The following is a 21,333-nucleotide window of genomic DNA, read 5'->3' on the forward strand; positions in this document are numbered from 1 at the left end:
CGCGCGGGCGGCGCTTCAATTAAGGAGCAGGTCATGAGCGTGCCATTCAAGCAGGTGGATGTATTTACCAGCGAACCCTATCGCGGTAATCCGGTCGCGGTTGTGCTGCAGGCGCAAGGCATGACCGACGAACAGATGCGGCGCATCGCCAACTGGACGAATCTGTCGGAAACTACCTTTGTGCTGCCGCCAACGCAGTCCGGGGCCGACTATCTGGTCCGGATCTTCACGCCGCAGGCCGAGCTGCCCTTTGCGGGGCATCCCACGCTGGGAACGGCGCACGCGCTGCTGGAAGCCGGCATCGTCCAGGCGCGCGGCGGCAGGCTGGTGCAGGAATGCGCCGCGGGCCTGATCGACCTGTCGGTCGCCGAGATCACGGGCGGCAGTCCGCGTATTGCCTTCACGCTTCCAGAGGCCCAGTTGACCGAGCTGAGCGCGGACCTTGTCGATGAGATGGAAGGGATATTGGGTTCGGCGGTGCTGCACGATCCCGCGCCCAAGCTCGTCAATGTGGGCCCGGTGTGGACGATCGCGCAGTTGCCCAGCGCGCAGGCCGTGCTGACGCTGCGCCCGGACTTTGCCCGCATGGCCGAGTTCGACCGCCGCAATCTGGCCGCTGGCATCGTGGTGTATGGGGCGTACGGCGAAGGCGCGGAAAGCGCCATCGAAGTGCGCGCCTTTGCGCCCAGCCTGGGCGCAAACGAAGACCCGGTGTGCGGCAGCGGCAACGGATCGGTGGCGGCGTTCATCCGCAATGCGGGGCAAGTGCAGCAGTTCGGGACGGAATACCTCAGCACGCAGGGCGCGGCGGTGGGGCGGTCGGGCAGGCTGAACATCGCGTTCGGTACGGACGGGGCCATTCGCGTGGGCGGGCAATCCGTGACGTGCATCGACGGCCGCATTGCGGTGTGAACGCGCGCCGGCATGCGGGGCGGCCGACTCAGGCGCGGCCGGCGCAGGCGCGGACGGCTCAGGCGCGATCCGTGCCCGGTTTTCGGCCGGCGCCGCGTGCACTATGCTTGAACGTCGCGCATTGCAGCAAGGGTTGAGCGCATCACTTTCCTGCCAAGGAGGAGCAAGATGGCCAGCAAAAACACGATTTGCCTGTGGTACGACGGCGACGCGCTGGACGCGGCGAATTTCTACGCCCGGACGTTTCCGGACAGCGAGGTGGGCGCCGTCCATCGCGCGCCCGGCGACTACCCCTCGGGTCAGCAGGGCGACATCCTGATGGTCAACTTCACCGTCATGGGCATTCCCTGCGTGGGGCTCAATGGCGGCGACGCATTTCAGCACAACGAATCGTTTTCCTTTCAGGTCGCGACCGACGATCAGGCCGAAACCGATCGCCTGTGGGACGCGATCGTCTCGAATGGCGGCCAGGAGAGCGATTGCGGCTGGTGCAAGGACAAATGGGGCGTGTCCTGGCAGATCACGCCACGGGCGCTGCTGGCTGCAGTCACGGACCTTGACCAAGCGGCTGCCAAGCGTGCATTCGAGGCGATGATGACGATGAAGAAGATCGACATCGCGACCATCGAGGCCGCGCGCCGGGGATGATGCCGCGGTTTGCAAGCGCTGGCTGCGGGCGCGCTGAAACGGCAGGCAAGTTCCGGGATTGGAAGCCCCGGTTTTGGGGGCCGTATCAGCAAGAATGACCTGTCGATAGAACAAAAATCCGGGGTCGGATGACGCGCCCCGGTAAGGGTGTTGCACGCGTGGGAAAGCCCCGTAAAATCCCGCAGCCGCCGCGATATTTCGGCGAAATCTCCTGACTTTCGAGATGTACGTCGATCTTCTCACTCTTTACCTGTTGGCAGTCGGAACACTGCTTGTCAGCGCCGGCCTGATGTTCTGGGAGCAGCGGGCCAATCCCAAACGCAGCAAGGAACTGCGCATCCTGGCATCAGGATTCGCCACGCTGGCTGTCGGCTGCGCGGCAGCGCTGTATCGCCGCGACTTGCCTGGTGTCAGCGGCGCGGCGATCAGCAATCTGGTCATCCTGGGTGGCTACCTGCTTGTGCTCAATGGCGTTGCCGCGCTGAGCGGACGGCGTTATGTGCGCACCGCCGTCTGTGTGCTGGTGGGCATGGGGCTGACCTGGGTGATCGGCGGCGTGCGCTGGCTGGACGTGATGTGGACGCACGTAAGCTCGGTGCCAATTGCGCTCGTCAGCGGACTGACGGCCTGGGAGCTGTTGCGCTGCCAGGCGCTCAAGCCACGGCGCTCGCGGTACATCGTGGTTGCGGTTGCCGGGGTGCATACCGCCGTGTATGCGGCACGTGCGCTTGTCCTGCCGTGGTTCGCGACCGAATCCGGCGGCCAGGTGCTGGCGCTGGCCGGCAAGCTCACCATCTATGAAGGCGTGTTGTATTCCGTGGTGCTGCCGATGATGCTGCTCAAGCTCATCCGCGACGAAACCCACAGCCAGTTGCTGATGGAATCGCAGACCGATTACCTGACGCGCCTGGGAAACCGGCGCTGGTTCGTCGAGCAAGGCGCGCGCATCCTGAACGGCAAGGAAGGGCGCGGCACGGTCGCGGTGCTGGCGTTCGACCTGGATCACTTCAAGTCCGTCAATGACCGCTACGGACATCAGGCGGGCGATCAGGTGCTGAAATCATTTGCCGAAACCGCGCGCGAGGTCCTCGGTGACGACACCATTCTTGCGCGCATCGGCGGCGAGGAATTTGCCGCGCTGCTCTGGGGGGATGACGCGAAGGGCGCCCACACGTTGGGCAAGGCCATGGCCGAGCGTTTCGCGGTCACCGTCTCGAACCGGATGGACGGCATTGGCATTGCCGCCACGGTGAGCATCGGGTTGGCCCGCTTCGAGGGCGAGACGCCCACCATCATGGACGCGCTGGCCATCGCGGACCAGGCGCTCTACCGGGCCAAAAAAATGGGCGGCAACCGGCTGGAACTGGCCGGCGAGCCCGCGCCGGTCACGGCTTGATCGGCAGGGCTCCTGGGGTCATTGCTGCGCCACGTAGGCCTTGCGCGTTGCGTCGTAGGCGTAGATGACGGCGTCGGCCGGACCCAGCTTGCGGGTCTTGCCCGGGCCGGAAATGGTGTTGCCGGAGAACTGCACGGTCACGCGCGGCAGGTCGGCAGTGCCGGTGGCGCCAAAGACCAGTTCGCCCTCGCTGCGCGTGCACGGCATGACGTCGCCGTCCGCACAGGCCGGACCGTTGTCCTCGCCTGCAATCACCTCGCCCGCATACGCCCACACCTTGTCCTTGGCTTCGTCCTGCCGCTTCTCCGGTGGCGTGAAGACGAGCAGCGTGTAGCCGCTGATCGTGATGCCGTTGTCGAACGTCTCGGTGGGTACTGCCAATAGCAGCTTGCCGGCTGCCGTGCGGTATTCCCGCGGCTTGCGCCGCGTGTCGACTTCCGGCGGCCGCTCGTACGCGCCGAACTCGCCGATGGTCGGTTCCATGCCACGGAACTTCCAGGGGCTTGAAGGCGATGCGGGATCGCGGATGAAGGTCGCCTCGGCAAGATTCACCGTCGTCATCGGACCGACATCGTCCTCTCCCGGCTTGCCATAGCGCTCGGCGGTCTCCCACACGAAGCCCGTGTAGTACGGCGTGCCATCCAGTTCGAAGGCGTGGCCGAACCAATAGGTGGCCACGCTGCCGTTGGCCACGTCGGCGGAGTCGGCGCCTTTGCTGTCGACCTGGTGGATCGCGTAGAGGACCGATGCGGCGTCGGGCAGGGCGGCCTGCGCGCTGGCGGCGGGGGACGGCGTGGGCGCAGACGTGGCCGAGGCTGGGTTAGCCGGTTCCGCGGCAGCCGATGCTGCGGCAGCCGGTGCTGCGGCAGCCGGTGCCGCCGGCTTCTCTTGCGCTGCATTGCCCGGCGTCGGGCTCATCGCCGCGAACGCGGCGGTGATCGCCGCCACCAGGAGGGCGGCCGCTGCCGCGTTGCCCGTCCGCAAACCCTTTCCTTCCGACTTGCGTGTAGACGCCATGTCCTTCTTCTCTCTCTCTATCGCGATATGCAGCCATCGCCGGTCGCCGCCGGCGCGCCATCAGGTCGCGCGCGGGTGGGCGCGCCGCAAGACGGGCTGCATGGGGAATTAATAGTGCCAAATCGACCGGCGGGCTCGACCATAGAAGGGGGGCGAGAAGGGTGTCAAGGCAACTCTTGCGCGGCATAGAGGGCGGCGCATGCCGCCGGCGCCCGCGGCCAGGGCGGGCGCCGGCGTGTGTATGCCCAGGAATTGCGGGTATTCGCGACGGAAGGGACGCGGCGGGCAGGGGCAAAAGGTCCTTAACGCCCTGTTACCTTGGCAATACTCAGGGTTACGGGAAAGGCCGGCTAAAGGTCACTCGGCCTCGATCTTCGCCTCTTTAACGACCTTGCCCCACTTGTCCAGGTCCGACTGGATCACCGCCGCGTATTCCTGCGGCGTGCCGCCCTGGACTTCGATGCCCGCGGCTTCCAGCTTGGCGCGCACGGCCGGCTGCTTGAGCACCGCGTTGATCTCGGCGTTGAGCTTGGCGACGATCTCCTTCGGCGTGCCCGCGGGCGCAAGGAAGCCGCCGTTGGTGTTGGCGTCGTAGCCCTTCAAGCCTTGTTCCTGCGCAGTCGGCACGTCCGGCAGCGCCTTGGTGCGATTTGCGGTGGACACGGCAACGGCGCGCACGTTGCCGGCCTTGACCTGCTCCTGCATCGCGCTCAGCGTGTCGATATACAGCACGGTGCGGCCCGCCAGCAGATCGGGGTGCGCGGCGGAAGACCCCTTGTACGGGATCAGCAGCATGGGCGCGCCGCTGACCATGCGGAACATTTCGGCCGCCATTTCCTGCGCGCTGCCACGGCCGGACGTGGCGACCTTGGCGTCATCGGGATGCGCCTTCATCCAATCCACGAGTTCAGGCAGGGTTTTGGGCGGGATCTTCGGATACACGGCGAACACGAGCGGGATTTCGTGGGTGTAGACGATCGGCTCGAAGCTCTTTTGCGGATCCCAGCCCAGGTTCTTGAAGAGGTACTTGTTGATGTTGTGGCTGCCGCCCACGATGCCGATGGTGTAGCCATCGGGCTTGGCGTTGGCGAGCAGCGCGGTGCCCAGGTTGTTGGAGGCGCCCGGCCGGTTGTCGACGATGACGGGCTGGCCCAGCGACTGCGACAGCTTTTCGCCGACGACGCGCGCAATCATGTCGATGCCGCCGCCCGGCGGCGCGGGCACGATGATGCTGATGGGACGGGCGGGGTAGTTCTGCGCCGCGGCCAGGCCGGGCACGGCGGCAAGGACTGCCGAAAAGGCCAGGGTTTTGGCCAGCGTGGTGAAGGTCATGCTTGTCTCCTCGGGGTGGTCAACTTCTGTCAACTCTGTGAGGCGCCCCGGCGTGCTGCACCCGGGGCGCGGGTTGGGGGCGCAGTCAGGGCCTTAGCCGCGCCCGGTAAAGGGCATGGCGCTGGCCATGACGGTCATGGTCAGGACGTTGGCGTCCAGCGGCAGCGACGCCATGTGGCGTACCGCCTTTGCAACGTGCACGGCGTCCATCATGGGCTCGGGCGCGACCGTGCCATTGGCTTGCAGCACGCCGCGCGTCATGCGTTCGGACAGTTCCGTCATCGCGTTGCCGATGTCGATCTGCCCGGCCACGATGTTGAAGGCGCGGCCATCCAGCGCGAGCGACTTGGTCAGGCCCGTTACCGCATGCTTGCTGGCGGTGTAGGGCGCGGTGAAGGGGCGCGGCGTGTGCGCGGAGATCGACCCGTTGTTGATGATGCGGCCGCCCTGCGGCGACTGGCGGCGCATCAACCCGAAAGCCGCGCGCGCGCAAAGGTAGACGCCCGTCACATTGGTGTTGATGGCGTTGAACCACTTTTCCAGCGGCAGTTCGTCCATGGGCACGGCGGGAGCGTTGACGCCGGCGTTGTTGAACAGCAGATCCAGCCGGCCGAAGCGGCTTTCAATGGTGTTGAACAGGGCTTGAACGCTTTCCGGGCGGGTGACGTCGGTGGGCACGGCCAGCGCGGTCTGGCCGCGTGCGGTGGCCTCTGCCTGCAGGGTCTGCAAAGGGTCTGCGCGCCGGCCGGCCAGCACGACGGTCCAGCCGTCGTTCAGCAGCGCGATGGCGGTGACGCGGCCGACGCCGCTGCCGGCGCCGGTGACCAGCGCAATCTTCTGGGTGGTGCTTTCGTTCAAAGCGTGACTCCTGGGACGGATGGAATTGCGATTGGTGGTGGAAGGAATCGGCGTGCGCCGTCAGGCGGCGCAAGGGCGGGCAACGGTCATGGTCAAAGCCCCGATATCCGCCACACCCGCGCTGACGACGTCGCCGGGCGCCAACGGGCCAACGCCCGCAGGCGTACCGGTGTAGACGAGATCGCCGGGCGCCAGCGCCACCGACCGCGACAGCATCGACACCAGCTCGGGCACGGACCACAGCAGCCCGGACAGGTCCGTGCGCTGGCGGTCTTGCCCGTTGACCGCGAGCCACACCGTGCCTCGGCGAGGATGGCCGCACACGGTGGCCGGCACGATCGGCGTGCAGGGCGCGGAATGATCGAAGGCCTTCGCCGGCTCCCACGGACCACCCGCGCGCTTGGCCTGCTGCTGCGCGTCGCGCCGGGTCATGTCCAGCCCTGCCGCATAGCCCCAGATGTGCCGCGTTTCGACGTCCTTGGGTTCGATGTCTTTCCCGCCGCGCCCAATCGCCACGACCAGTTCGATCTCGTGGCAGAAATCCGCCGTGTCGGCGGGATAAGGCAACGCGCCGCTGGCCGGAAACACCGCGCTGGCGGGCTTCATGAACCACGCCGGCATTTCGGTTGGACGCGGCTCGTCAGGCAGCCAGCGATAGTTGCGTCCGATGCAGAAGACCCGCGCGACCGGAAAGCGGGCCGCGCTGCCGGCGATCCGAAGCAGGGTGGGTGCGAGCGCGGGAAAGACCAGGTCCGTCATGACAGTTCTCAACGCGTACCTTGCGGCTCAGGTTGTCAGGCTCATCGAAGGACGTTCGCCGGCCAGGGCCTGCGCGATGCTGTCCAGCACCATCTGTCCCATCGCGGCGCGCGTCTCCCACGTGGCGCTGGCGCGGTGCGCTTGCAGCGTGGTGCGATCCGACTGGCGCAGGGCCGCCGGCACACGGGGCTCATCGACAAAGACATCCAGCCCTGCACCCGCAATGCGCCCGGCCACCAGCGCCTCGGTCAGGTCGGCCTCGTTGACCAGACGCCCGCGCGCCACGTTGACCAGGAAGCCGCGCGGGCCCAGCGCATCCAGCACCTTGGCGTTGACGATGCCCTCGGCCTTGTCGGCCGCGGCGCTCAGCACCAGGGCGTCTGACCCGCGCGCCAGTTCGATCAAGTCCGGCACGAATTCATGCGGCAGGTCGTCCATGGCGCGCAGGTCGGTGTAGCGGATCTGGCATCCGAAGGCCGCGGCGCGCGTGGCGACGGCGCGGCCCACGCGGCCCATGCCGACAATGCCGACGCGCATGCCGCTGAAGCGGCGCGCGAGCGGGATGGCGCTGGGTGAGGGGAATTGTTCCCACAGGCCTTCCCGCACAAAACGGTCACCCGCGCACAGGTTGCGGCAGGCGGCGATCAACAGGCCGATCGCCAGGTCGGCCACGTCCTCGGTCAGCGCGCCCAGCGTGGCGGTGACCGGCAGGCCGCGGCCGCGGCAATAGGCCAGGTCCACCGCGTCGGTACCCACGCCATTGACCGCCACCACCTTTACGCCCGGCAGCTGTTCCAGCATGGCCCGCGAGATGCCGGTGTGGCCGCCGGTGATGACGGCCTCGATGCCGGCGCCGTGCTCGCGCAGCCAGGCAGCCTGATCCGGAATCTCGAAGAACTTGTGCACCTGATACAGCGAGGCCAGCTCGTCGTTGACCGCCGGGATCAGGATGGGGTTGAGTTGCAGGACCTGGGGCTTCATGTCGGTTCGGCTCTGTTGGGGGACCGGCTGCGGGTCCGCGTTGAACATGGGTCCCATGGTATTTAATGATTGATTTGTAAAGCAATATTGATCTATAAAATCAATATATAAACTTTGCTACAGAAGATCATGGGCACCTGGATAACGATGGCCGAAGCGTGCACCCAGCTTGGCGTGCGGCCGCAAACCATCTACGCCTACGTCAGCCGCGGCAAGCTGGAAGTCATGCCCGATCCGGCCGATACGCGGCGCAGCCTGTATCGCGCCGAAGACGTTGCTGGGCTGGCCAAGCGCAAGCAGGCGGGCCGCAAGCACGAAACCCTGGCGACCAACACGCTTTTCGGCGCCGAGCCCAGCATTCCCACGGCCATCTCCACCTTTCACCGGCAGCGCCTGTACTACCGCGGGCAGGATGCCGTCGCGCTGGCCGCGTCGGCCAGCCTGGAGGAGGTGGCCCAATTGCTGTGGAATTCCGATCAGCTGGCAGACTTTTCGTGCGCGGTGCGCGTGTCCTCGCCCGGCCGGGTCGCGGCCTTCACGTCGCTGGCCGCGCTGGCAGCCACCGGGCATTCCACCCGCGGCCGCATGACGCGCGTGCTGCACACCGAGTGCCAGAGCCTTGTCGGCCAATTGGCCAATGCATTTGGCGCGCAGCTCGGCAAGCGCCCGCTGCACCTGCGTTTTGCGCAGGCGTGGAAGCTTTCGCCGCAGTCCGCGGAGCTTTTGCGCACCGCCATGGTCCTGCTGGTGGACCACGAACTGACCAGTTCGGCATTCGCCACGCGCATCGCGGCGTCGACGGGCGCATCGCTGCCGGCATGCCTGCTGTCCGGCCTCACCACCTTGTCCGGGCCCCTGCACGGCGACGCGTCCGGCCGCGTCAAGGCGCTGTTCGATGACGTGGCGCGCCAGGGCGAGGACCACGTGATCGCCCATTACCTGTCCACCGGTCTGCCGCTGGCGGGCTTTGGCCATCACCTGTATCCCGACGGAGATCCGCGCGCAGCCGCGTTGCTGGCGCGCTTCGAACCGCCCGAGGTCATCACGCGCTTCATTGGCAAGGCCACGCAACTGACGGGTCTGCATCCCAACATCGACGTCGCCCTGGCCGCGCTGGCGGCGCATTGCGGCCTGCCGGACGATGCGGCATTCGGGCTATTCGCCACGGCGCGCAGCATTGGCCTTCTGGCGCACGGCCTGGAACAACTCAGCGTGGCGCAGGTCATCCGGCCGCGCGGCCGCTACGTGGGTGTCTTGCCGCAAGCAGCGTAGCGGCACGGCAATGTTCGGTATGCTGCAACGTACCGGACAGGAGACTGCCATGACACGCACGCAGAAAGAGAGGATGTTGGCCGGAGAGCTGTACACGGCCGCCGACGCCGAGATCCAGTCGGATCAGCTTGCCGCCAGCGCCTGGATGAAGCGGTATAACGCGCTGCTGGGCGAGCCGCCCGAACAATGGCATGCGCTGCTCTGCGAGCGCCTGGCCAGTGTCGGCGAGGGCGCGCTGATCCGCCCGCCGTTTCATTGCGACTACGGCTACAACATTTCGCTGGGCACGAACGTCTTCATGAACTTCAATTGCGTGATCCTGGACGTCGTGCAGGTCACCATCGGCGAAGGCACGCAAATCGGCCCGGCCGTGCAGATCTACACGGCAGACCACCCGCACGACCCCGAGCAGCGGCGCGCGATGCTGGAGTTCGGGCGGCCCGTGCACATCGGCAGGCAGGTGTGGATCGGCGGCGGGGCGATCATCCTGCCCGGTGTGACGGTGGGGGACGACGCGATCATCGGCGCGGGCAGCGTGGTGACGCGGGACGTGCCCGCGGGCGCCAAGGTCGTGGGAAATCCGGCTCGGGTGCGCGGATAGCGCATGAGCACGCCACGCGTCTCGCCGAAAGGCGCGGCGCCAATCTCAAGGAGAAGACCATGCCCATGTTCATCACAATCGGCTACGGCGATCAGGCGGGCTACGACAGCACCCCGGTGTCCGTGCGCGAGGCTGCGCATGCGCACGACGCGGCATTGCAGCATGCGGGCGTGCTGATGGGGATCGCGGGCACGCCGGTTCAGGTGCGCAATCCGGACGCCTCCGGTGTGGTGACGGCGAAGGGGCCGTTCATGAATGCGCCGCTGCCGATTGCCGGTTTTGCCGTCATCGAAGCGGCCGATATGGCCGAGGCCATAGAAAAGGTGTCCCGCACGCCCTGCGCCGTGGCGCACGGCGTGGTGGAAGTCTGGCCGCTTGAGCGCCGGTAGCGCGGATTACTGGTCGACCGAGCGCATGTCGCAGGTGGTCTCGGACGATGCGCACACGCCGCGAAACCACGCGCGACCGCGCGTGCGGTCCTTGTCGGCCAGCCGTTCGAACGTGGCGCTGTTGCGCATCTCGTAATCCAGCAGCAGCCATTCGCCATCGCAGGCCACGATGCCGCGCAAGGTGGCGCGTTCAGTCAGCCAGTCGCCGCCCAGGTCAAGCAGCCGTTCGCTGGCGGCGTCGGGGCGCGCGTATCCGCGCGCCGACTGGATGCCGACCTGCGCGTCCGCGGCGGCGATCCAGCCTTCGCCTTGATAGACGGGGCGCGGCGGGTGGCGGTCGCTGCCGCTCATGGCGTCGCTGGCATTGCGGATCCTGAGCCAGCCGTCGCGCGCCTCGGTCACGTCGAAGGTGACGCTGTACAGATCGACCTCGGGGTCGGGACTGTCGCCGCGCGTGGTCGGCAGCGCGCCCAACTGCCTGGCGCTGTAGGAGGCTGCCGCGCGCACCGGGATGGCGGGCTTGTCGTTGGTGGTCCAGCCCGAAAAGCGGCATGCAGTCGGGCCTGTCGGCGTCCAGGCGGCGCCGTGGCCAGCCGGTTGCGCATGAAGCGCAGGGGGCAGGGCCGCCGCGGCAAGCAGCAGGGCGAGCGTTCTGAGCGTCATGGTGCGTGTCGTCGTGAACGTGTGGGTGGGTAGGCAATCCGGCTGGCGGAAAGCCTACCATGATGCCGCTGTTCGCGATGCACGGACCGGCTACTGCGCCCCGGTCGCGCCCGACACGTACTTCGCCAACGCCTGCACCTGCTCATCGCTCAAGGCATCGAAGGCCGGCATCACGCCGATTCCGTTGCGCACGGCCTGCGTGACACGGTTGGCATCAGGCTTGAGCTCGTCGAGGTTGGGACCAATGGTGCCGGCCGCCCCGGCGTCGGCCAGCGTGTGACAGACGGCACAGGCCGGGGTTGTCGCTTTCAGGAACAAGGCCCGGCCCGCTTCGGCATTGGGCGGTTCGGCCGCCCACGCCTGCGCGCCCGCCAGCAACCAGACACCTGCCGCGAGCGCGAAAGAAGCCCGCCACCCGATCGGGCGGCGGGTTGCTGCGTGCTGCATGACTTGACTGTTGTGCATCGATGCTGCCTCGATCAGGACACGTTGATGGCCAGACCGTGGTCGCGCCAACTGCTGTTGATATAGCCCGGCGCGTTTTCGAACCGGTTCTCCACCTGCACATTGCCTTCCGTGTCTTCGACGCGGCTGACCAGCATGTGCTGGCCGGCGGACAGTTCCACCGGCAGCGCGAACTGGCGCCAGGCGTACTTGCCAAGATCCGGTCCGATCAACGCGGCCTGTTTCCAGGTCTTGCCGCCGTCAATCGACACGTCCACGCGCTTGACCGCATGCATGCCGCCAAAGGCCACGCCGCGCACCACCACCCGTCCGGCCTTCACCGGCTGGCCGTTTGCGCCCGGCGCGTTGATCCAGGATTTGGGTTCCATGGCCCAGACCGACGGTTGATCGGGGCTGGGCTTGGCGTTCATGGGCGTCAGGCGATAGCCGGTCTGCTGGATCTTCGCGGGGCTCTGTTCGGCGGTGAACGCCAGCCGCTTGATGTATTTGACGTTGTTCACGCCGGTGTAGCCCGGCACGATCAGGCGCAATGGGCCGCCGTGCGCCAGCGACAGCGGCTCGCCGTTCATCTCCCAGGCCAACAGGGCGTCCTGCATCGCCTCGCGCGGCACCGAGCGTTCCACCAGCAGCGATTTGGGATCCAGACCTTCGGGCAGCACTTCGCCGCCGGTGCCGGTCATGAAGGCAGGCGTGCCCGCCAGGCCGCCCAGGTGTTCGACAAGGGTGCGCACCGGTACGCCCGTCCACATCACGCAGCCGGCCGCGCCCACTTCCCACGGCGTGCCGCTGGGCTTGTGGGGAAAGAACCCGCGGCCATTGCCCGAGCACTGCAACACGGTCGCCAGCGTTTCCATGCCCAGCGTCTTCAGTTCGCCCACGGTGAACGTGCGGGGCTGCTTGACGCCTTCGATCTCGACCTTCCATGCATCGCGGTCGTTCAGGATCGCGGCGTCGGGCGGCGGCAGGTTATTGCGCACGTACAGCTGGCGCGACGGCGTGATGACGCCATCGCCAAACGCGCTGCGGCGGGTCTCGATGGTGTTGGCGCTGTGCACGATGACACTGTCGGCGTCTTTCCACGCCGCGTAAGGCGGCAGCGGCTTGGCGGCGGGGGTAGCGGGGGTAGCGGCGGGCGTAGCGCCGGGCTTGGCGGGCGCATCGCTGGCGCGCGCGATTCCGGCGGCGCCCAGCCCGGCCGCGGCCAGGGCGCTGGCGCTGCCGGCCAGCATGCGGCGCCGTGCGGGGTTGCGTGGGGTTGTCTCCATTGCTTGCCTCTCTGGTTGCCGCGTCCCGCGGAACAGGCGCGGTGTTGTGCTTATGGGCGGCCCAGCGCTTGCGGCCTTCCGCATCATCGGCAATGCCCCTCTTTATGTCAACGGGTTCTAAAGAACTATAGGTTTGTGGACATTTCAGATATAAGAGTTTTGGATATTTGGTCGAGCATGCACGCGTCAAGCTGCGCGAAGGCGCGCATGCAAGCCTCGTAACCCATGTTGCGCCGGCTCAGAACCCAGCGCTACGCTGGTGACTCAGGGCTCTGACTTCCATGGAGGTTGTCATGAATACGATCATCTTTCCCTGCGTTGCCATCCTGGCCGCTGGCGTCTGCCTGACTGCTTCCGCGCAGACCGTCACGCCGCTCAAAGGTCAATCCCCCGAACTTACCCAGCAAGACATTGCCGCATGCCAGTCGCAGACCGGCAGCGCGGCCAGCACCAGCCCGGACACTCCTCAGGCTGGCGGCCGTGCGCGTGGCGCGGCGGCGGGCGCGGCGGCGGGCGCCGCAGTGGCCGGTGCGCGCGGACGCCAGCACGAGGAGGTCTACGACCGCATGGACGACGACACCAAGCAGGCGTACCGGCAAAACCAGGCAAAGGACGCGGCGGCGGCGGGAATGGTGGTGGGCGGGTCGCGGCAGCGGCAGGATCGGCGGCAGGACCGCGCCGACCAGAGCCAGCAGACCGCGGCCGCGTCTTCCGCGTATGCCGCCTGCATGCAGCAGCGGGGGTATCAGGTGACGCCTTGAGCGGCAGGAGCGCGTTGACGGTCCAACGCGGCAACAGGGAGCCGGATCTAGGATGCGTGTTCGCCTTGCAGGTAATCGTCCACCGCGCTGCCCACGGTCGGATGAAAGCGGTCGTCGCTGAATAGCCGCGACAGCTCGAAACGCTTGAGCTTGTCGCGCACGGGATCCTTCATTTCCGCGAAGTGCAGCGCGATCCCTTCGCGCGACAGGGTTTCGCACAGTTCGCGCAGCATGTCGGCTGAGGTGACGTCCACGCTGGTGACGGGTTCGGCGGCCACCACCACGCGCCGTACGGGCGTGGGCGACGCCTCCACGGCTTCAAGCAGGCGCTGCTGGAAAAGTTCGGCGTTGGCGAAAAAGAGCGGGGCGTCCCAGCGGAACAGGACCAGTCCGTCGATCAGCGTGGCATGCGGATAACGCTTCAGGTCGTGATAGCCGCGCAGGTTCGGCACGCGGCCCAGCACCGCGAAGTGCGGACGCCAGCCGTCCCACAGGAACTCGATGACGGCGATGACGACCGCCAGGCAGATGCCGGGGATCGCGCCGAAGACGGCAACACCCGCAAAGCAGAGCATCGAAAGCCAGAACTCCCATTGCTGGATGCGGTAGATGCGCCGCAGATCCCTGAATTCAAAGAGGCCGATGGCGGCGGCGATCACCACCGCGGCCAGCGCGCTGTTGGGCAGGTGGCGCAGCAGGTTAGGCGCGGCGATCAGAAGCAGGGCGACGGCCACCGCGCCGACCACGCCGGTCAGTTGCGTGCGCGACCCCGCCGCCTCGGCCACCGGGGTGCGTGATGCGCTGCTGCTGATCGGAAAGCCCTGGAAGAAACCGGCTGCCAGGTTCGCCACCCCCAGTCCCACCATCTCCTGATTCGGATCCACACGCGTGTTCGTGCGCGCGGCGTAGGTACGCGACAGCACGCTGGTGTCGGCAAAGGCAATCAGCGCCACCGCGCAGCCGCCCAACACGATCTTGACGAGGTCGGCGTTGCTGAGCCACGGCCAAGCAAAGCTGGGCAATCCTTGCGGAATCTCGCCCAGCACCTTGACGCCCTGGGCGTCCAGTCCGAAAAGCTTGACCGCCAGCGTGGCAAGGATCACGGCAATCAGGATGCCCGGCACGCGATCGAAGCGCTTGAGCAAGAGGATCACGGCCAGGCTTGCCGCGCCGACTGCCAAGCTTGGCCAATGGGCCTGGCCATCGGCCACGGCCAACGCCAGCTGTTGCATCTCGCGCAGCGGGCCGGCGTCATCGATGGAGATGTCGAATAGCTTGGGCAACTGGCTGACCAGCACGGTCAGCGCGATGCCGTTCATGTAGCCGTAGCGGATGGGTTTGGACAACAGCTCGGTGATGAACCCCAGGCGCATCAAGCCCATCACGATGCAGAACAGCCCCGAGACAACGGCCATCATGCTTGCCGCGGCGATGGCGCGCATGGGGTCGCCGTTAGAGACGCTGAGCACGACAGCCAGGATGGGCGCCGCCAACGCGGAATCCGGTCCCAACACCAGGATCCGGCTTGGACCGAACAGCGCATACGCCAGGAGCGGGATGATGGTGGCGTACAGTCCGTAGACGCCGGGCACGCCCGAGGCTTCGGCGTAGGCGATGCCCACCGGCACCAGCATGGTCGTCAGGACGAGGCCGGCGGCAATGTCCTTGGGCAGCCACGCCGCCTGATAGGACTGCAACAACGCCAGACCGGGCAGCCAGCGCAACCAGCGCGGCGCATTCTGGACGGGGCGGCGGGGCGTTTCGGTAGCCATGGAATCCCGGTAGGAAAGCGTGCGCTACAGGTTGGGGCCTTATCCGCGATTCATTGCGGGCAAGGGGGGGCGGAAGCTTCCAGCATCTCGCGCAGCCGGGCGCGGCGACGCTCCAGGTCGGCGATCTGGCGTTCGACGGATGCCAGCCGCCGGCGCTGCACCTCTGACGTCTCCGGGCATGCGGCAGCGCCCTCGATCAGCCGCATGCAATCGGGAAACCCGCGGATTTCCGCCAACGAAAAGCCGGCAGCGATGAGGCGCTGGATTTGCCTGACTTGCGTGACGGCGGCTGCGGGAAAGGTACGGTATCCATTGTCCGCCCGGGCCGAGACAAGCAGACCCTGGTCGTCGTAATGGCGCAGCGACCGCAGGCTTGCGCCCGTTCTGCGGGCAAGCTCGCCGATCGACATGGGAGGGGCAGGCGCGGGCGTTTTCATGCGGGAAAGATTAGCAGATGGGCGCTTGACCTTGACATGGATGTGAGGGTTGAGACCTGGCGGCGTTTGTGGACAGCGTCGTCGCCCGCTGACGGGGCCGGGCGCGCCTGGAATGCTTGCCAAATGTTGCTTGTTGCGAAGCAGCATCGCCTGCTATCTTCGAGCCCGTTAGCGCGTTCGCCCCGATCTGGACATATCCGATGCCCGCCACTCAACCCCTGATTTCCGGCTCGCAACCGGCGCGGCCCACCGACACGCTGGGTTGCTCGGCCAGCCAATTGGCGTTGGACCAGGAATTCCATGGCGGCGGGCTGACGCTCTATCGCAAGCGCACTCACAACGATTACTTCGGCAGCGTGCAGACGCCCGCGTCCGATCGCGGCTTTCTCGTGGGCGTGGCGCTGCAGGGCGGTCATCGCCGTCGCATCCTGCACGGTCATCACGCGTCCACGCATGATTTCGATGCGGGTTCGATCTACATCCGCGACTTCACCGACGATTACCGCGCCGACATGCTGGGCGGTTTCGACTTCCTGCTGGTCGAGCTGTCGCGCGCCTTCATCGAGCGGATCAACGACGAGAAGGGCGGGACGCGCGTCAGCAGCCTGACGCCGCGCGCCGGGCAGCAGGATCCGGTGCTGGGCCATCTTTCGCAGGTGCTGGCGAACGTCGTGGCAAATCCCGCGCAGACCAGCAGCCTGTTCGTGGAGCATCTGAACCTGGCCCTCGGCACGCACCTGCTGGCGCAATACGGGGCGGGGGCAACCAGCGGATGGGCAGCGTCGGGCGGCGCCCGCGTGCTGTCGCGCAAGCTGGAGGCGCGCGCCAAGGACATGCTGCTGGCGTCGCTGCGGGAAGACGCGTCGATTGCGGATATCGCCGAGGCCTGCAATCTGTCGCGCAGCTATTTCATCAAGGCGTTCCGGCAAACGGTCGGCACCACGCCGCATCGGTGGCTCCTGGAGCAGCGGGTGCAAAAAGCGCAGGCGTTGCTGCGCACGCCGGGCCGGTCGATCACCGATATCGCGCTGTTGTGCGGCTTTGCGGACCAGGCGCACATGACCCGGGTGTTCACCAGCGTGGTGGGCGTGGCGCCCGGTGCGTGGCGCAGGGAACACGGCGGTTGACCCATTAGCCGGCCCGCGACAGGTCATGCAACGCGCATGGCGCTTTCATACAAATCAGGACGCAAGTGCGCAAGACGCGGGCGCTGCCCGGCGGTAACGTCATCGCTATCCCGCCAATTCTCCCGGATGATCCGATAGCGTCCCCATGAGTCGACTTGCCGCCGGCGCCGCACCGGCCAATCCGCCCGCCGATCTGGCCGCCTTGCATGCACAGGCCTTTCCCATGCTGCCCAGCGCCATGATCGAGCGCGCCGCGGCGTACGGCGACGTGGTTTCAGCCGAACCGGGCCGCGTGCTGCTCAACAGCGGCGACCGCGAAGCTGCCTTCTACATCCTGCTGCACGGGTACATCGAGGTGCTGGAAGCGCAAACGGGCGGCATCCTGCGCAGTCTGCTTGTGCATCGTGACGGCGAGTTCACGGGCAGCCTTGACCTCTTCACGGACCGGCCGAACTCGGTCACCGTGCGCGCCAGCACCCCAAGCCGGCTGTTGCGCCTGAGTCGCGCGGCGCTCGAGTCGCTGATATTGGAAGACCGGCCGATGGCGGAAATCATCCTGCGCGCATTCATGCTGCGCCGCATCGGCTATCTGCGCCAGCGGCCCTATGGCGGCGCGATCCTGCGATCGACAGCGCGGGCAGGGCAGGAAGACCCCGTGATGGATCTGGCGGTGATCGGAGGCGGCCCCGCAGGCCTGGCCGCCGCGGCCTACGCCGCGTCCGAGGGCTTGCAAACCCTGTTGGTGGGCGGCTCGCTGTCCTGCGGCGACGCGCCCGGGCTGGACATACTGAACGGGTTTCCCGGCACGATCACGGGATTGTGCGACGGCCCGCTGCTGCGCCGAGCCGAGGACCAGAGCAGGCGCTTTGGCGCGCACCTGCTGCCGCTACGCACCGTCAGCCGCTATGACGGCGGGTGTTATCCCTACCGCGTGTGGCTGGACGACGGCCAGATGATCGAGGCGCGCAGCCTGATTGTGGCGACGGGAACGCAGGCTGGCGATGGCGCAGAGATGAGCGTTCAAGCGAATACCGCGTGGCTGGATGGGTGGCTCGATACGGACGACCAGGGCTATATCCATACGGGCATGGCCGCAGCGGGGTCGATGCAGGCGCGCGATTATGAAAGTTCGCAGCCGGGCGTATTTGCGGTGGGCGCGGCGCGCGCGGGGTCGGTGAAACACGTGTTGGCGAGCATCGCAGAGGGCGCCGCCGCGGTGCGGATTGTTCATCGGTTTCTGGATGCGTCGGCGCATTGACCGCCGGTCTCTCGTCCAAAAGCCCTAATACCCGCAAGGATTTTTTAGTCAGACCATAATTATTTTTCCCTTTTCGCAGCCGGTAGTTTGCGAACATGCGCTTAAAGCTTTCAAGCCAGAAGAGCGCATCGGGAGACAACCATGATCTGTAAGCACGCCGCGCGCAAGCGCGTCCATATCGTCGCGGCCGGCTTTATCGCGGTTGCCGCGTTCGCCTTGCCCGGTCAGGCTTGCGCGCAGGCCGCCGACAGCTATCCCAGCAAACCCATCCGTCTGATCATTCCTTACCCGCCGGGCGGCGCGACCGACGTGATCGGGCGCATCGTGGGCCAGCGCCTGAGCGAAGAGATCGGCGGCCAGGTCGTTATCGAGAACCGGGGCGGGGCAGGTGGCAACATCGGCGCCGCCGAGGTGGCGCGCGCTCAGCCCGACGGCTACACGCTGCTGATGGGCGCCTTGACCTCGCACTCGGTCATGGCGACCCTGGAGAAAGACAGCATTGCGTACGACTTGCGCAAGGATTTCGTGCCGGCGGGGGTGGTCGGCTTCGTGCCGCTGGTGGCCGTGGTCAATCCCAAGCTGCCCATCAAGTCGCTGGCCGAACTGGTGACCTACGCCAAGGCCAATCCGGGCAAGCTCAACTTTGCCTCTTCGGGCGCCGGCGCGCCGCAGCGCATGGCCATGGAGCTGTTCAAGCAGATCGCGGGCGTCAACATTGTGCATGTGGCCTATCGCGGCAGCGGGCCGGCCATGACCGATCTGGTCGGTGGGCAGGTCGAGACGATGACCGAGACGGTGCCCGCCGCGATCTCCTTCATCAAGTCGGGCCAGCTGCGTCCGTTGGCCGTGCTTACGCCGCAGCGCATCTCGATGCTGCCGGACATTCCGACGGCCGAAGAACAGGGCTTCAGCGGCTTCAACGTCAGTTCGCTCTTCGGGGTGATGGCGCCTGCCGGCACGCCGGCGCCCATCGTGGCCAAGATCAACAAGGCGCTGACCACCGCGCTGGCAAAGGACGACGCCAAGGCCCAGATGCTGCAGCAAGGTGTTTACGCGGACCCGCTTGATGTGGACGCTTCCAAGGCGCGCCTGAACGCCGAAATCGAGCAATGGGCAAAGGTCATCCGCGAAGGGGGAATCACCGCCAAGTGACGGTTCAGGCGTAACACACGCGGCCGAGGGGGGTGACGCCTCGGCCGCGTGATGCGCCCCTATACCGCCCAGCAGGCGCAGCCCAGGGCGCCCCAGAATCCTTTCAGGTCGGAGACGGGCAGTTTGCTGGCCCAGGCGCCAGCGTGCTGGTGGCCGTGGACATTGCAGTCGTTGGCGCAGGCGCAGGCGGCCGCGGCTTCGCGCAGGGTGGTCTGCAGCGGCTTGCCTTCGCTGTCGCCCCAGGCGCCGTAGCCGCCGAACAGGCGTGTGGGCGACCAGTCGGGCATGGCGGGCGGTGGTGCGGCCTCGTCATGCGCCGCGAATTCACCCGCGCCCCAGACTACTTTGCCGCCCACGACGGTGAGCAGGCTGCTGGTGTCCGCAATATCGGACTCGGGGCACGAGAAGAAGTCGCGATCCGGCACGACAAGATCGGCCAGTTGGCCGACGGCGATGCGGCCCTTTTTGCCTTGCTCGTTGGAAAACCAGGTGACGTTCTCGGTCCACATGCGCAGGGCGGCATCGCGGTCCAGGCAGTTGCGCTGCGGCGTCAGGCGCAGCCCGCCCACCGTCTTGCCGGTGATGAGCCACGACAGCGACACCCACGGGTTGTAGGAAGCCACGCGGGTGGCATCGGTGCCGGCCGACACGTTGACGCCTTTTTCGAGCATGCGCTTGACGGGCGGCGTCGCTTCGGCGGCGCCCGGGCCGTAGCGTTCGACGAAGTATTCGCCCTGGTAGGCCATGCGATGCTGCACGGCCACGCCGCCGCCCAGGGCGGCGATGCGGTCGATGGAGCGTTCGGAGATCGTCTCGGCGTGGTCGAAGAACCAGTTCAGCCCCGCCAGCGGCACGTCCTGGTTCACGCGCTCGAATACGTCCAGCGAGCGCGAGATGGTTTCGTCGTAGGTGGCGTGCATGCGCCACGGCCAGCGGTTCTGCGCCAGGATGCGCACCACTTCCTCGAGTTCGCCTTCCATCTCGGCTCCCATTTCGGGGCGCGGTTGGCGGAAGTCCTCGAAGTCGGCGGCGGAAAACACCAGCATTTCGCCCGCGCCGTTGTGGCGGAAATAATCGGTGCCTTGCTTGTACTGCGAAGTGGCCGTCCAGTTCAGGAAGTCTTCCTTTTCCTGCTTGGGCTTTTGCGTGAACAGGTTGTAGGCCAGGCGGATCGTCAGTTGGCCGGCGTCGGCCAGTTGCTGGATGACCTGGTAGTCCTCTGGGTAGTTCTGGTTACCACCGCCCGCATCGATGGCGCCGGTGACGCCCAGGCGGTTCAGGTCGCGCATGAAGTGGCGCGTGGAATTGAGCTGGTATTCGAAGGGCAGCTTTGGACCCTTGGCCAGCGTGGCGTACAGGATCGACGCGTTGGGCTTGGCAAGCAGCAGCCCGGTCGGATTGCCGGCCGAGTCACGCACGATCTCGCCGCCGGGAGGCGCGGGGGTGTTCTTGTCGTAGCCGACCGCGCGCAGGGCGGCGGCGTTGAGCAGGGCGCGGTCATACAAGTGCAGGATGAACACGGGCGTATCGGGCGCCACGGCGTTCAGTTCTTCGATGGTGGGCAGGCGCTTTTCCGCGAACTGGTGTTCGGTGAAACCGCCGACCACGCGTACCCACTGCGGCGCGGGCGTGATGGCCACCTGGCGGCGCAGCATGGCCATGGCGTCGGCCAGGCTGGTCACGCCGTCCCAGCGCAGTTCCATGTTGTAGTTCAGGCCGCCGCGGATGATGTGCAGGTGGTTGTCGATCAGTCCAGGCAGCACGCCGCGTCCGCCCAGCGCGATGATGCGGGTGGCCGGGCCGGCCAGCGGCAGAATGTCGCCAGCGGCGCCCACGCGCGTGAACCGGCCGTCCTTGATGGCGACGGCGTCGGCGATGGGATTGGCGGGGTCCAGGGTGGTGAACCGGCCCTGATGCAGGATGAGGTCGGGGGTGCCTTGGGGCGCGGGGTCCAGGGTATCAGCCATTGCGCTTGTCTCCACATGCGTCGGCGGGTTGGCGGGAAGTGTCGGCGGACGGTTTGGGGCAGCTTGGCAGTTCGCCGAACATATGCGGTTTTACCTGTTCATGGATGAAGGACGTGCGGGTGGGCTCGTCCGCCAGCAGGCGCTTGACCAGCAGAGGAATCTGTTCTCCCGCCAGGATGCCGAGCAGTCCCACCAGGGCGATCACGGGCGGCGCGGGCGAGCGCACATTGAACAGGGCATAGATGATACCGACCAGCAGGCCGAGTCCCAAGGACACAAGGTAGACCTTCATGGGTATGCT

Annotated in this window: 22 protein-coding genes; 10 read left to right on the top strand and 12 right to left on the bottom strand. The window is 66.7% G+C overall.

From position 1 onward, the window contains the following. Positions 1-33: 33 nt before the first annotated feature. From HV786_RS16150 to HV786_RS16160, 3 genes are all read left to right on the top strand, one after another. Positions 34-912 (top strand): PhzF family phenazine biosynthesis protein, encoded by an 879-nt coding sequence (locus HV786_RS16150; RefSeq protein WP_128828297.1) that lies wholly within the window; start codon positions 34-36, stop codon positions 910-912. 168 nt (positions 913-1,080) lie between these two features. Further along, entirely contained in the window at positions 1,081-1,560 is a 480-nt protein-coding gene (locus tag HV786_RS16155; protein ID WP_062841431.1) for a VOC family protein, read from the top strand. Between the two features lie 223 nt (positions 1,561-1,783). Next, a complete protein-coding gene (locus HV786_RS16160) occupies positions 1,784-2,956 on the top strand; it encodes a GGDEF domain-containing protein (RefSeq protein ID WP_128830173.1) in 1,173 nt (390 codons plus the stop codon). 18 nt (positions 2,957-2,974) lie between these two features. Here HV786_RS16160 and HV786_RS16165 read toward each other — a convergent pair whose 3' ends face one another. The 5 genes from HV786_RS16165 to HV786_RS16185 all read right to left on the bottom strand — a co-directional run bounded on the left by HV786_RS16165 (position 2,975) and on the right by HV786_RS16185 (position 7,903). Beyond that, positions 2,975-3,874 (bottom strand): hypothetical protein, encoded by a 900-nt coding sequence (locus HV786_RS16165; protein ID WP_217472115.1) that lies wholly within the window; start codon positions 3,872-3,874, stop codon positions 2,975-2,977. Between the two features lie 456 nt (positions 3,875-4,330). Then, a complete protein-coding gene (locus tag HV786_RS16170) occupies positions 4,331-5,305 on the bottom strand; it encodes a Bug family tripartite tricarboxylate transporter substrate binding protein (RefSeq protein ID WP_056318489.1) in 975 nt (324 codons plus the stop codon). Positions 5,306-5,398: 93 nt separating this feature from the next. Next, positions 5,399-6,163 carry an SDR family oxidoreductase gene (locus HV786_RS16175; protein WP_128830273.1) on the bottom strand — a complete coding sequence of 255 codons (765 nt, stop codon included), beginning with the start codon at positions 6,161-6,163 and terminating at the stop codon, positions 5,399-5,401. 60 nt (positions 6,164-6,223) lie between these two features. Then, a complete protein-coding gene (locus HV786_RS16180) occupies positions 6,224-6,922 on the bottom strand; it encodes a fumarylacetoacetate hydrolase family protein (RefSeq protein ID WP_128830272.1) in 699 nt (232 codons plus the stop codon). A 27-nt stretch (positions 6,923-6,949) separates the two neighbouring features. Next, the gene (locus HV786_RS16185; RefSeq protein WP_175211263.1) at positions 6,950-7,903 is read right to left on the bottom strand and encodes a 2-hydroxyacid dehydrogenase; all 954 of its coding nucleotides are present in this window, start codon (positions 7,901-7,903) and stop codon (positions 6,950-6,952) included. Between the two features lie 129 nt (positions 7,904-8,032). Here HV786_RS16185 and HV786_RS16190 point away from each other — a divergent pair, with 129 nt between their 5' ends. The 3 genes from HV786_RS16190 to HV786_RS16200 are packed head-to-tail and all read left to right on the top strand — an operon-like array spanning position 8,033 to position 10,165. Continuing rightward, positions 8,033-9,175 (top strand): citrate/2-methylcitrate synthase, encoded by a 1,143-nt coding sequence (locus HV786_RS16190; protein WP_128829277.1) that lies wholly within the window; start codon positions 8,033-8,035, stop codon positions 9,173-9,175. A 49-nt stretch (positions 9,176-9,224) separates the two neighbouring features. Further along, positions 9,225-9,776: a sugar O-acetyltransferase gene (locus HV786_RS16195; protein WP_128829278.1), complete on the top strand. Its 552-nt coding sequence runs from the start codon at positions 9,225-9,227 to the stop codon at positions 9,774-9,776. A gap of 59 nt (positions 9,777-9,835) precedes the next feature. Further along, positions 9,836-10,165, top strand: a complete 330-nt coding sequence (locus HV786_RS16200; RefSeq protein ID WP_128829279.1) for a YciI family protein — start codon at positions 9,836-9,838, stop codon at positions 10,163-10,165. A 6-nt stretch (positions 10,166-10,171) separates the two neighbouring features. Here the strand turns inward: HV786_RS16200 and HV786_RS16205 are convergent, their stop codons facing one another. The 3 genes from HV786_RS16205 to sorT all read right to left on the bottom strand — a co-directional run bounded on the left by HV786_RS16205 (position 10,172) and on the right by sorT (position 12,558). Next, complete coding sequence (locus HV786_RS16205; RefSeq protein ID WP_128829280.1) at positions 10,172-10,828, bottom strand: hypothetical protein; 657 nt, start codon at positions 10,826-10,828, stop codon at positions 10,172-10,174. 90 nt (positions 10,829-10,918) lie between these two features. Further along, positions 10,919-11,293: a SorU family sulfite dehydrogenase c-type cytochrome subunit gene (gene sorU, locus HV786_RS16210; RefSeq protein ID WP_418910190.1), complete on the bottom strand. Its 375-nt coding sequence runs from the start codon at positions 11,291-11,293 to the stop codon at positions 10,919-10,921. A gap of 14 nt (positions 11,294-11,307) precedes the next feature. Continuing rightward, on the bottom strand, positions 11,308-12,558 hold the full coding sequence (sorT, locus tag HV786_RS16215) for a SorT family sulfite dehydrogenase catalytic subunit (RefSeq protein WP_175211265.1): 1,251 nt from the start codon (positions 12,556-12,558) through the stop codon (positions 11,308-11,310). Positions 12,559-12,851: 293 nt separating this feature from the next. Here sorT and HV786_RS16220 point away from each other — a divergent pair, with 293 nt between their 5' ends. Continuing rightward, positions 12,852-13,319, top strand: a complete 468-nt coding sequence (locus HV786_RS16220) for a YMGG-like glycine zipper-containing protein (RefSeq protein WP_175211267.1) — start codon at positions 12,852-12,854, stop codon at positions 13,317-13,319. A 47-nt stretch (positions 13,320-13,366) separates the two neighbouring features. Here HV786_RS16220 and HV786_RS16225 read toward each other — a convergent pair whose 3' ends face one another. Both HV786_RS16225 and HV786_RS16230 read right to left on the bottom strand, forming a co-directional pair. Next, positions 13,367-15,091 carry a SulP family inorganic anion transporter gene (locus HV786_RS16225; RefSeq protein ID WP_128828303.1) on the bottom strand — a complete coding sequence of 575 codons (1,725 nt, stop codon included), beginning with the start codon at positions 15,089-15,091 and terminating at the stop codon, positions 13,367-13,369. Positions 15,092-15,141: 50 nt separating this feature from the next. Further along, positions 15,142-15,528, bottom strand: coding sequence for a MerR family transcriptional regulator (locus HV786_RS16230; protein ID WP_128828441.1), 387 nt, complete (start codon positions 15,526-15,528; stop codon positions 15,142-15,144). A gap of 200 nt (positions 15,529-15,728) precedes the next feature. On the opposite strand from HV786_RS16230, the gene HV786_RS16235 reads away from it, so the two are divergent. The 3 genes from HV786_RS16235 (at position 15,729) to HV786_RS16245 (ending at position 19,065) form a co-directional block, all read left to right on the top strand. Next, the gene (locus tag HV786_RS16235) at positions 15,729-16,655 is read left to right on the top strand and encodes a helix-turn-helix transcriptional regulator (RefSeq protein ID WP_128828304.1); all 927 of its coding nucleotides are present in this window, start codon (positions 15,729-15,731) and stop codon (positions 16,653-16,655) included. Between the two features lie 145 nt (positions 16,656-16,800). After that, positions 16,801-17,913, top strand: coding sequence for a cyclic nucleotide-binding domain-containing protein (locus HV786_RS16240; protein ID WP_128828305.1), 1,113 nt, complete (start codon positions 16,801-16,803; stop codon positions 17,911-17,913). 141 nt (positions 17,914-18,054) lie between these two features. Then, positions 18,055-19,065 carry a Bug family tripartite tricarboxylate transporter substrate binding protein gene (locus HV786_RS16245; RefSeq protein ID WP_128828306.1) on the top strand — a complete coding sequence of 337 codons (1,011 nt, stop codon included), beginning with the start codon at positions 18,055-18,057 and terminating at the stop codon, positions 19,063-19,065. 59 nt (positions 19,066-19,124) lie between these two features. Here the strand turns inward: HV786_RS16245 and HV786_RS16250 are convergent, their stop codons facing one another. Together HV786_RS16250 and HV786_RS16255 are read right to left on the bottom strand one after the other, a co-directional pair. Then, positions 19,125-21,032: an amidohydrolase gene (locus tag HV786_RS16250; RefSeq protein ID WP_128828307.1), complete on the bottom strand. Its 1,908-nt coding sequence runs from the start codon at positions 21,030-21,032 to the stop codon at positions 19,125-19,127. Further along, positions 21,025-21,324, bottom strand: a complete 300-nt coding sequence (locus HV786_RS16255; RefSeq protein WP_128828308.1) for a XapX domain-containing protein — start codon at positions 21,322-21,324, stop codon at positions 21,025-21,027. Before HV786_RS16255 ends, HV786_RS16250 begins: the two co-directional genes overlap by 8 nt. Positions 21,325-21,333: the final 9 nt, after the last annotated feature.

Source organism: Achromobacter mucicolens, assembly GCF_902859725.1.
GTDB lineage: Bacteria > Pseudomonadota > Gammaproteobacteria > Burkholderiales > Burkholderiaceae_B > Achromobacter > Achromobacter mucicolens.

Coding starts and splice junctions, on each gene's coding strand:
- sorU (WP_418910190.1), bottom strand. CDS start 11,293: ATGCACAACAGTCAAGTCATGCAGCACGCAGCAACCCGCCGCCCGATC.
- sorT (WP_175211265.1), bottom strand. CDS start 12,558: ATGGAGACAACCCCACGCAACCCCGCACGGCGCCGCATGCTGGCCGGC.
- HV786_RS16205 (WP_128829280.1), bottom strand. CDS start 10,828: ATGACGCTCAGAACGCTCGCCCTGCTGCTTGCCGCGGCGGCCCTGCCC.
- HV786_RS16240 (WP_128828305.1), top strand. CDS start 16,801: ATGAGTCGACTTGCCGCCGGCGCCGCACCGGCCAATCCGCCCGCCGAT.
- HV786_RS16255 (WP_128828308.1), bottom strand. CDS start 21,324: ATGAAGGTCTACCTTGTGTCCTTGGGACTCGGCCTGCTGGTCGGTATC.
- HV786_RS16155 (WP_062841431.1), top strand. CDS start 1,081: ATGGCCAGCAAAAACACGATTTGCCTGTGGTACGACGGCGACGCGCTG.
- HV786_RS16160 (WP_128830173.1), top strand. CDS start 1,784: ATGTACGTCGATCTTCTCACTCTTTACCTGTTGGCAGTCGGAACACTG.
- HV786_RS16150 (WP_128828297.1), top strand. CDS start 34: ATGAGCGTGCCATTCAAGCAGGTGGATGTATTTACCAGCGAACCCTAT.
- HV786_RS16180 (WP_128830272.1), bottom strand. CDS start 6,922: ATGACGGACCTGGTCTTTCCCGCGCTCGCACCCACCCTGCTTCGGATC.
- HV786_RS16245 (WP_128828306.1), top strand. CDS start 18,055: ATGATCTGTAAGCACGCCGCGCGCAAGCGCGTCCATATCGTCGCGGCC.
- HV786_RS16195 (WP_128829278.1), top strand. CDS start 9,225: ATGACACGCACGCAGAAAGAGAGGATGTTGGCCGGAGAGCTGTACACG.
- HV786_RS16190 (WP_128829277.1), top strand. CDS start 8,033: ATGGGCACCTGGATAACGATGGCCGAAGCGTGCACCCAGCTTGGCGTG.
- HV786_RS16235 (WP_128828304.1), top strand. CDS start 15,729: ATGCCCGCCACTCAACCCCTGATTTCCGGCTCGCAACCGGCGCGGCCC.
- HV786_RS16185 (WP_175211263.1), bottom strand. CDS start 7,903: ATGAAGCCCCAGGTCCTGCAACTCAACCCCATCCTGATCCCGGCGGTC.
- HV786_RS16165 (WP_217472115.1), bottom strand. CDS start 3,874: ATGAGCCCGACGCCGGGCAATGCAGCGCAAGAGAAGCCGGCGGCACCG.
- HV786_RS16225 (WP_128828303.1), bottom strand. CDS start 15,091: ATGGCTACCGAAACGCCCCGCCGCCCCGTCCAGAATGCGCCGCGCTGG.
- HV786_RS16230 (WP_128828441.1), bottom strand. CDS start 15,528: ATGAAAACGCCCGCGCCTGCCCCTCCCATGTCGATCGGCGAGCTTGCC.
- HV786_RS16170 (WP_056318489.1), bottom strand. CDS start 5,305: ATGACCTTCACCACGCTGGCCAAAACCCTGGCCTTTTCGGCAGTCCTT.
- HV786_RS16200 (WP_128829279.1), top strand. CDS start 9,836: ATGCCCATGTTCATCACAATCGGCTACGGCGATCAGGCGGGCTACGAC.
- HV786_RS16220 (WP_175211267.1), top strand. CDS start 12,852: ATGAATACGATCATCTTTCCCTGCGTTGCCATCCTGGCCGCTGGCGTC.
- HV786_RS16250 (WP_128828307.1), bottom strand. CDS start 21,032: ATGGCTGATACCCTGGACCCCGCGCCCCAAGGCACCCCCGACCTCATC.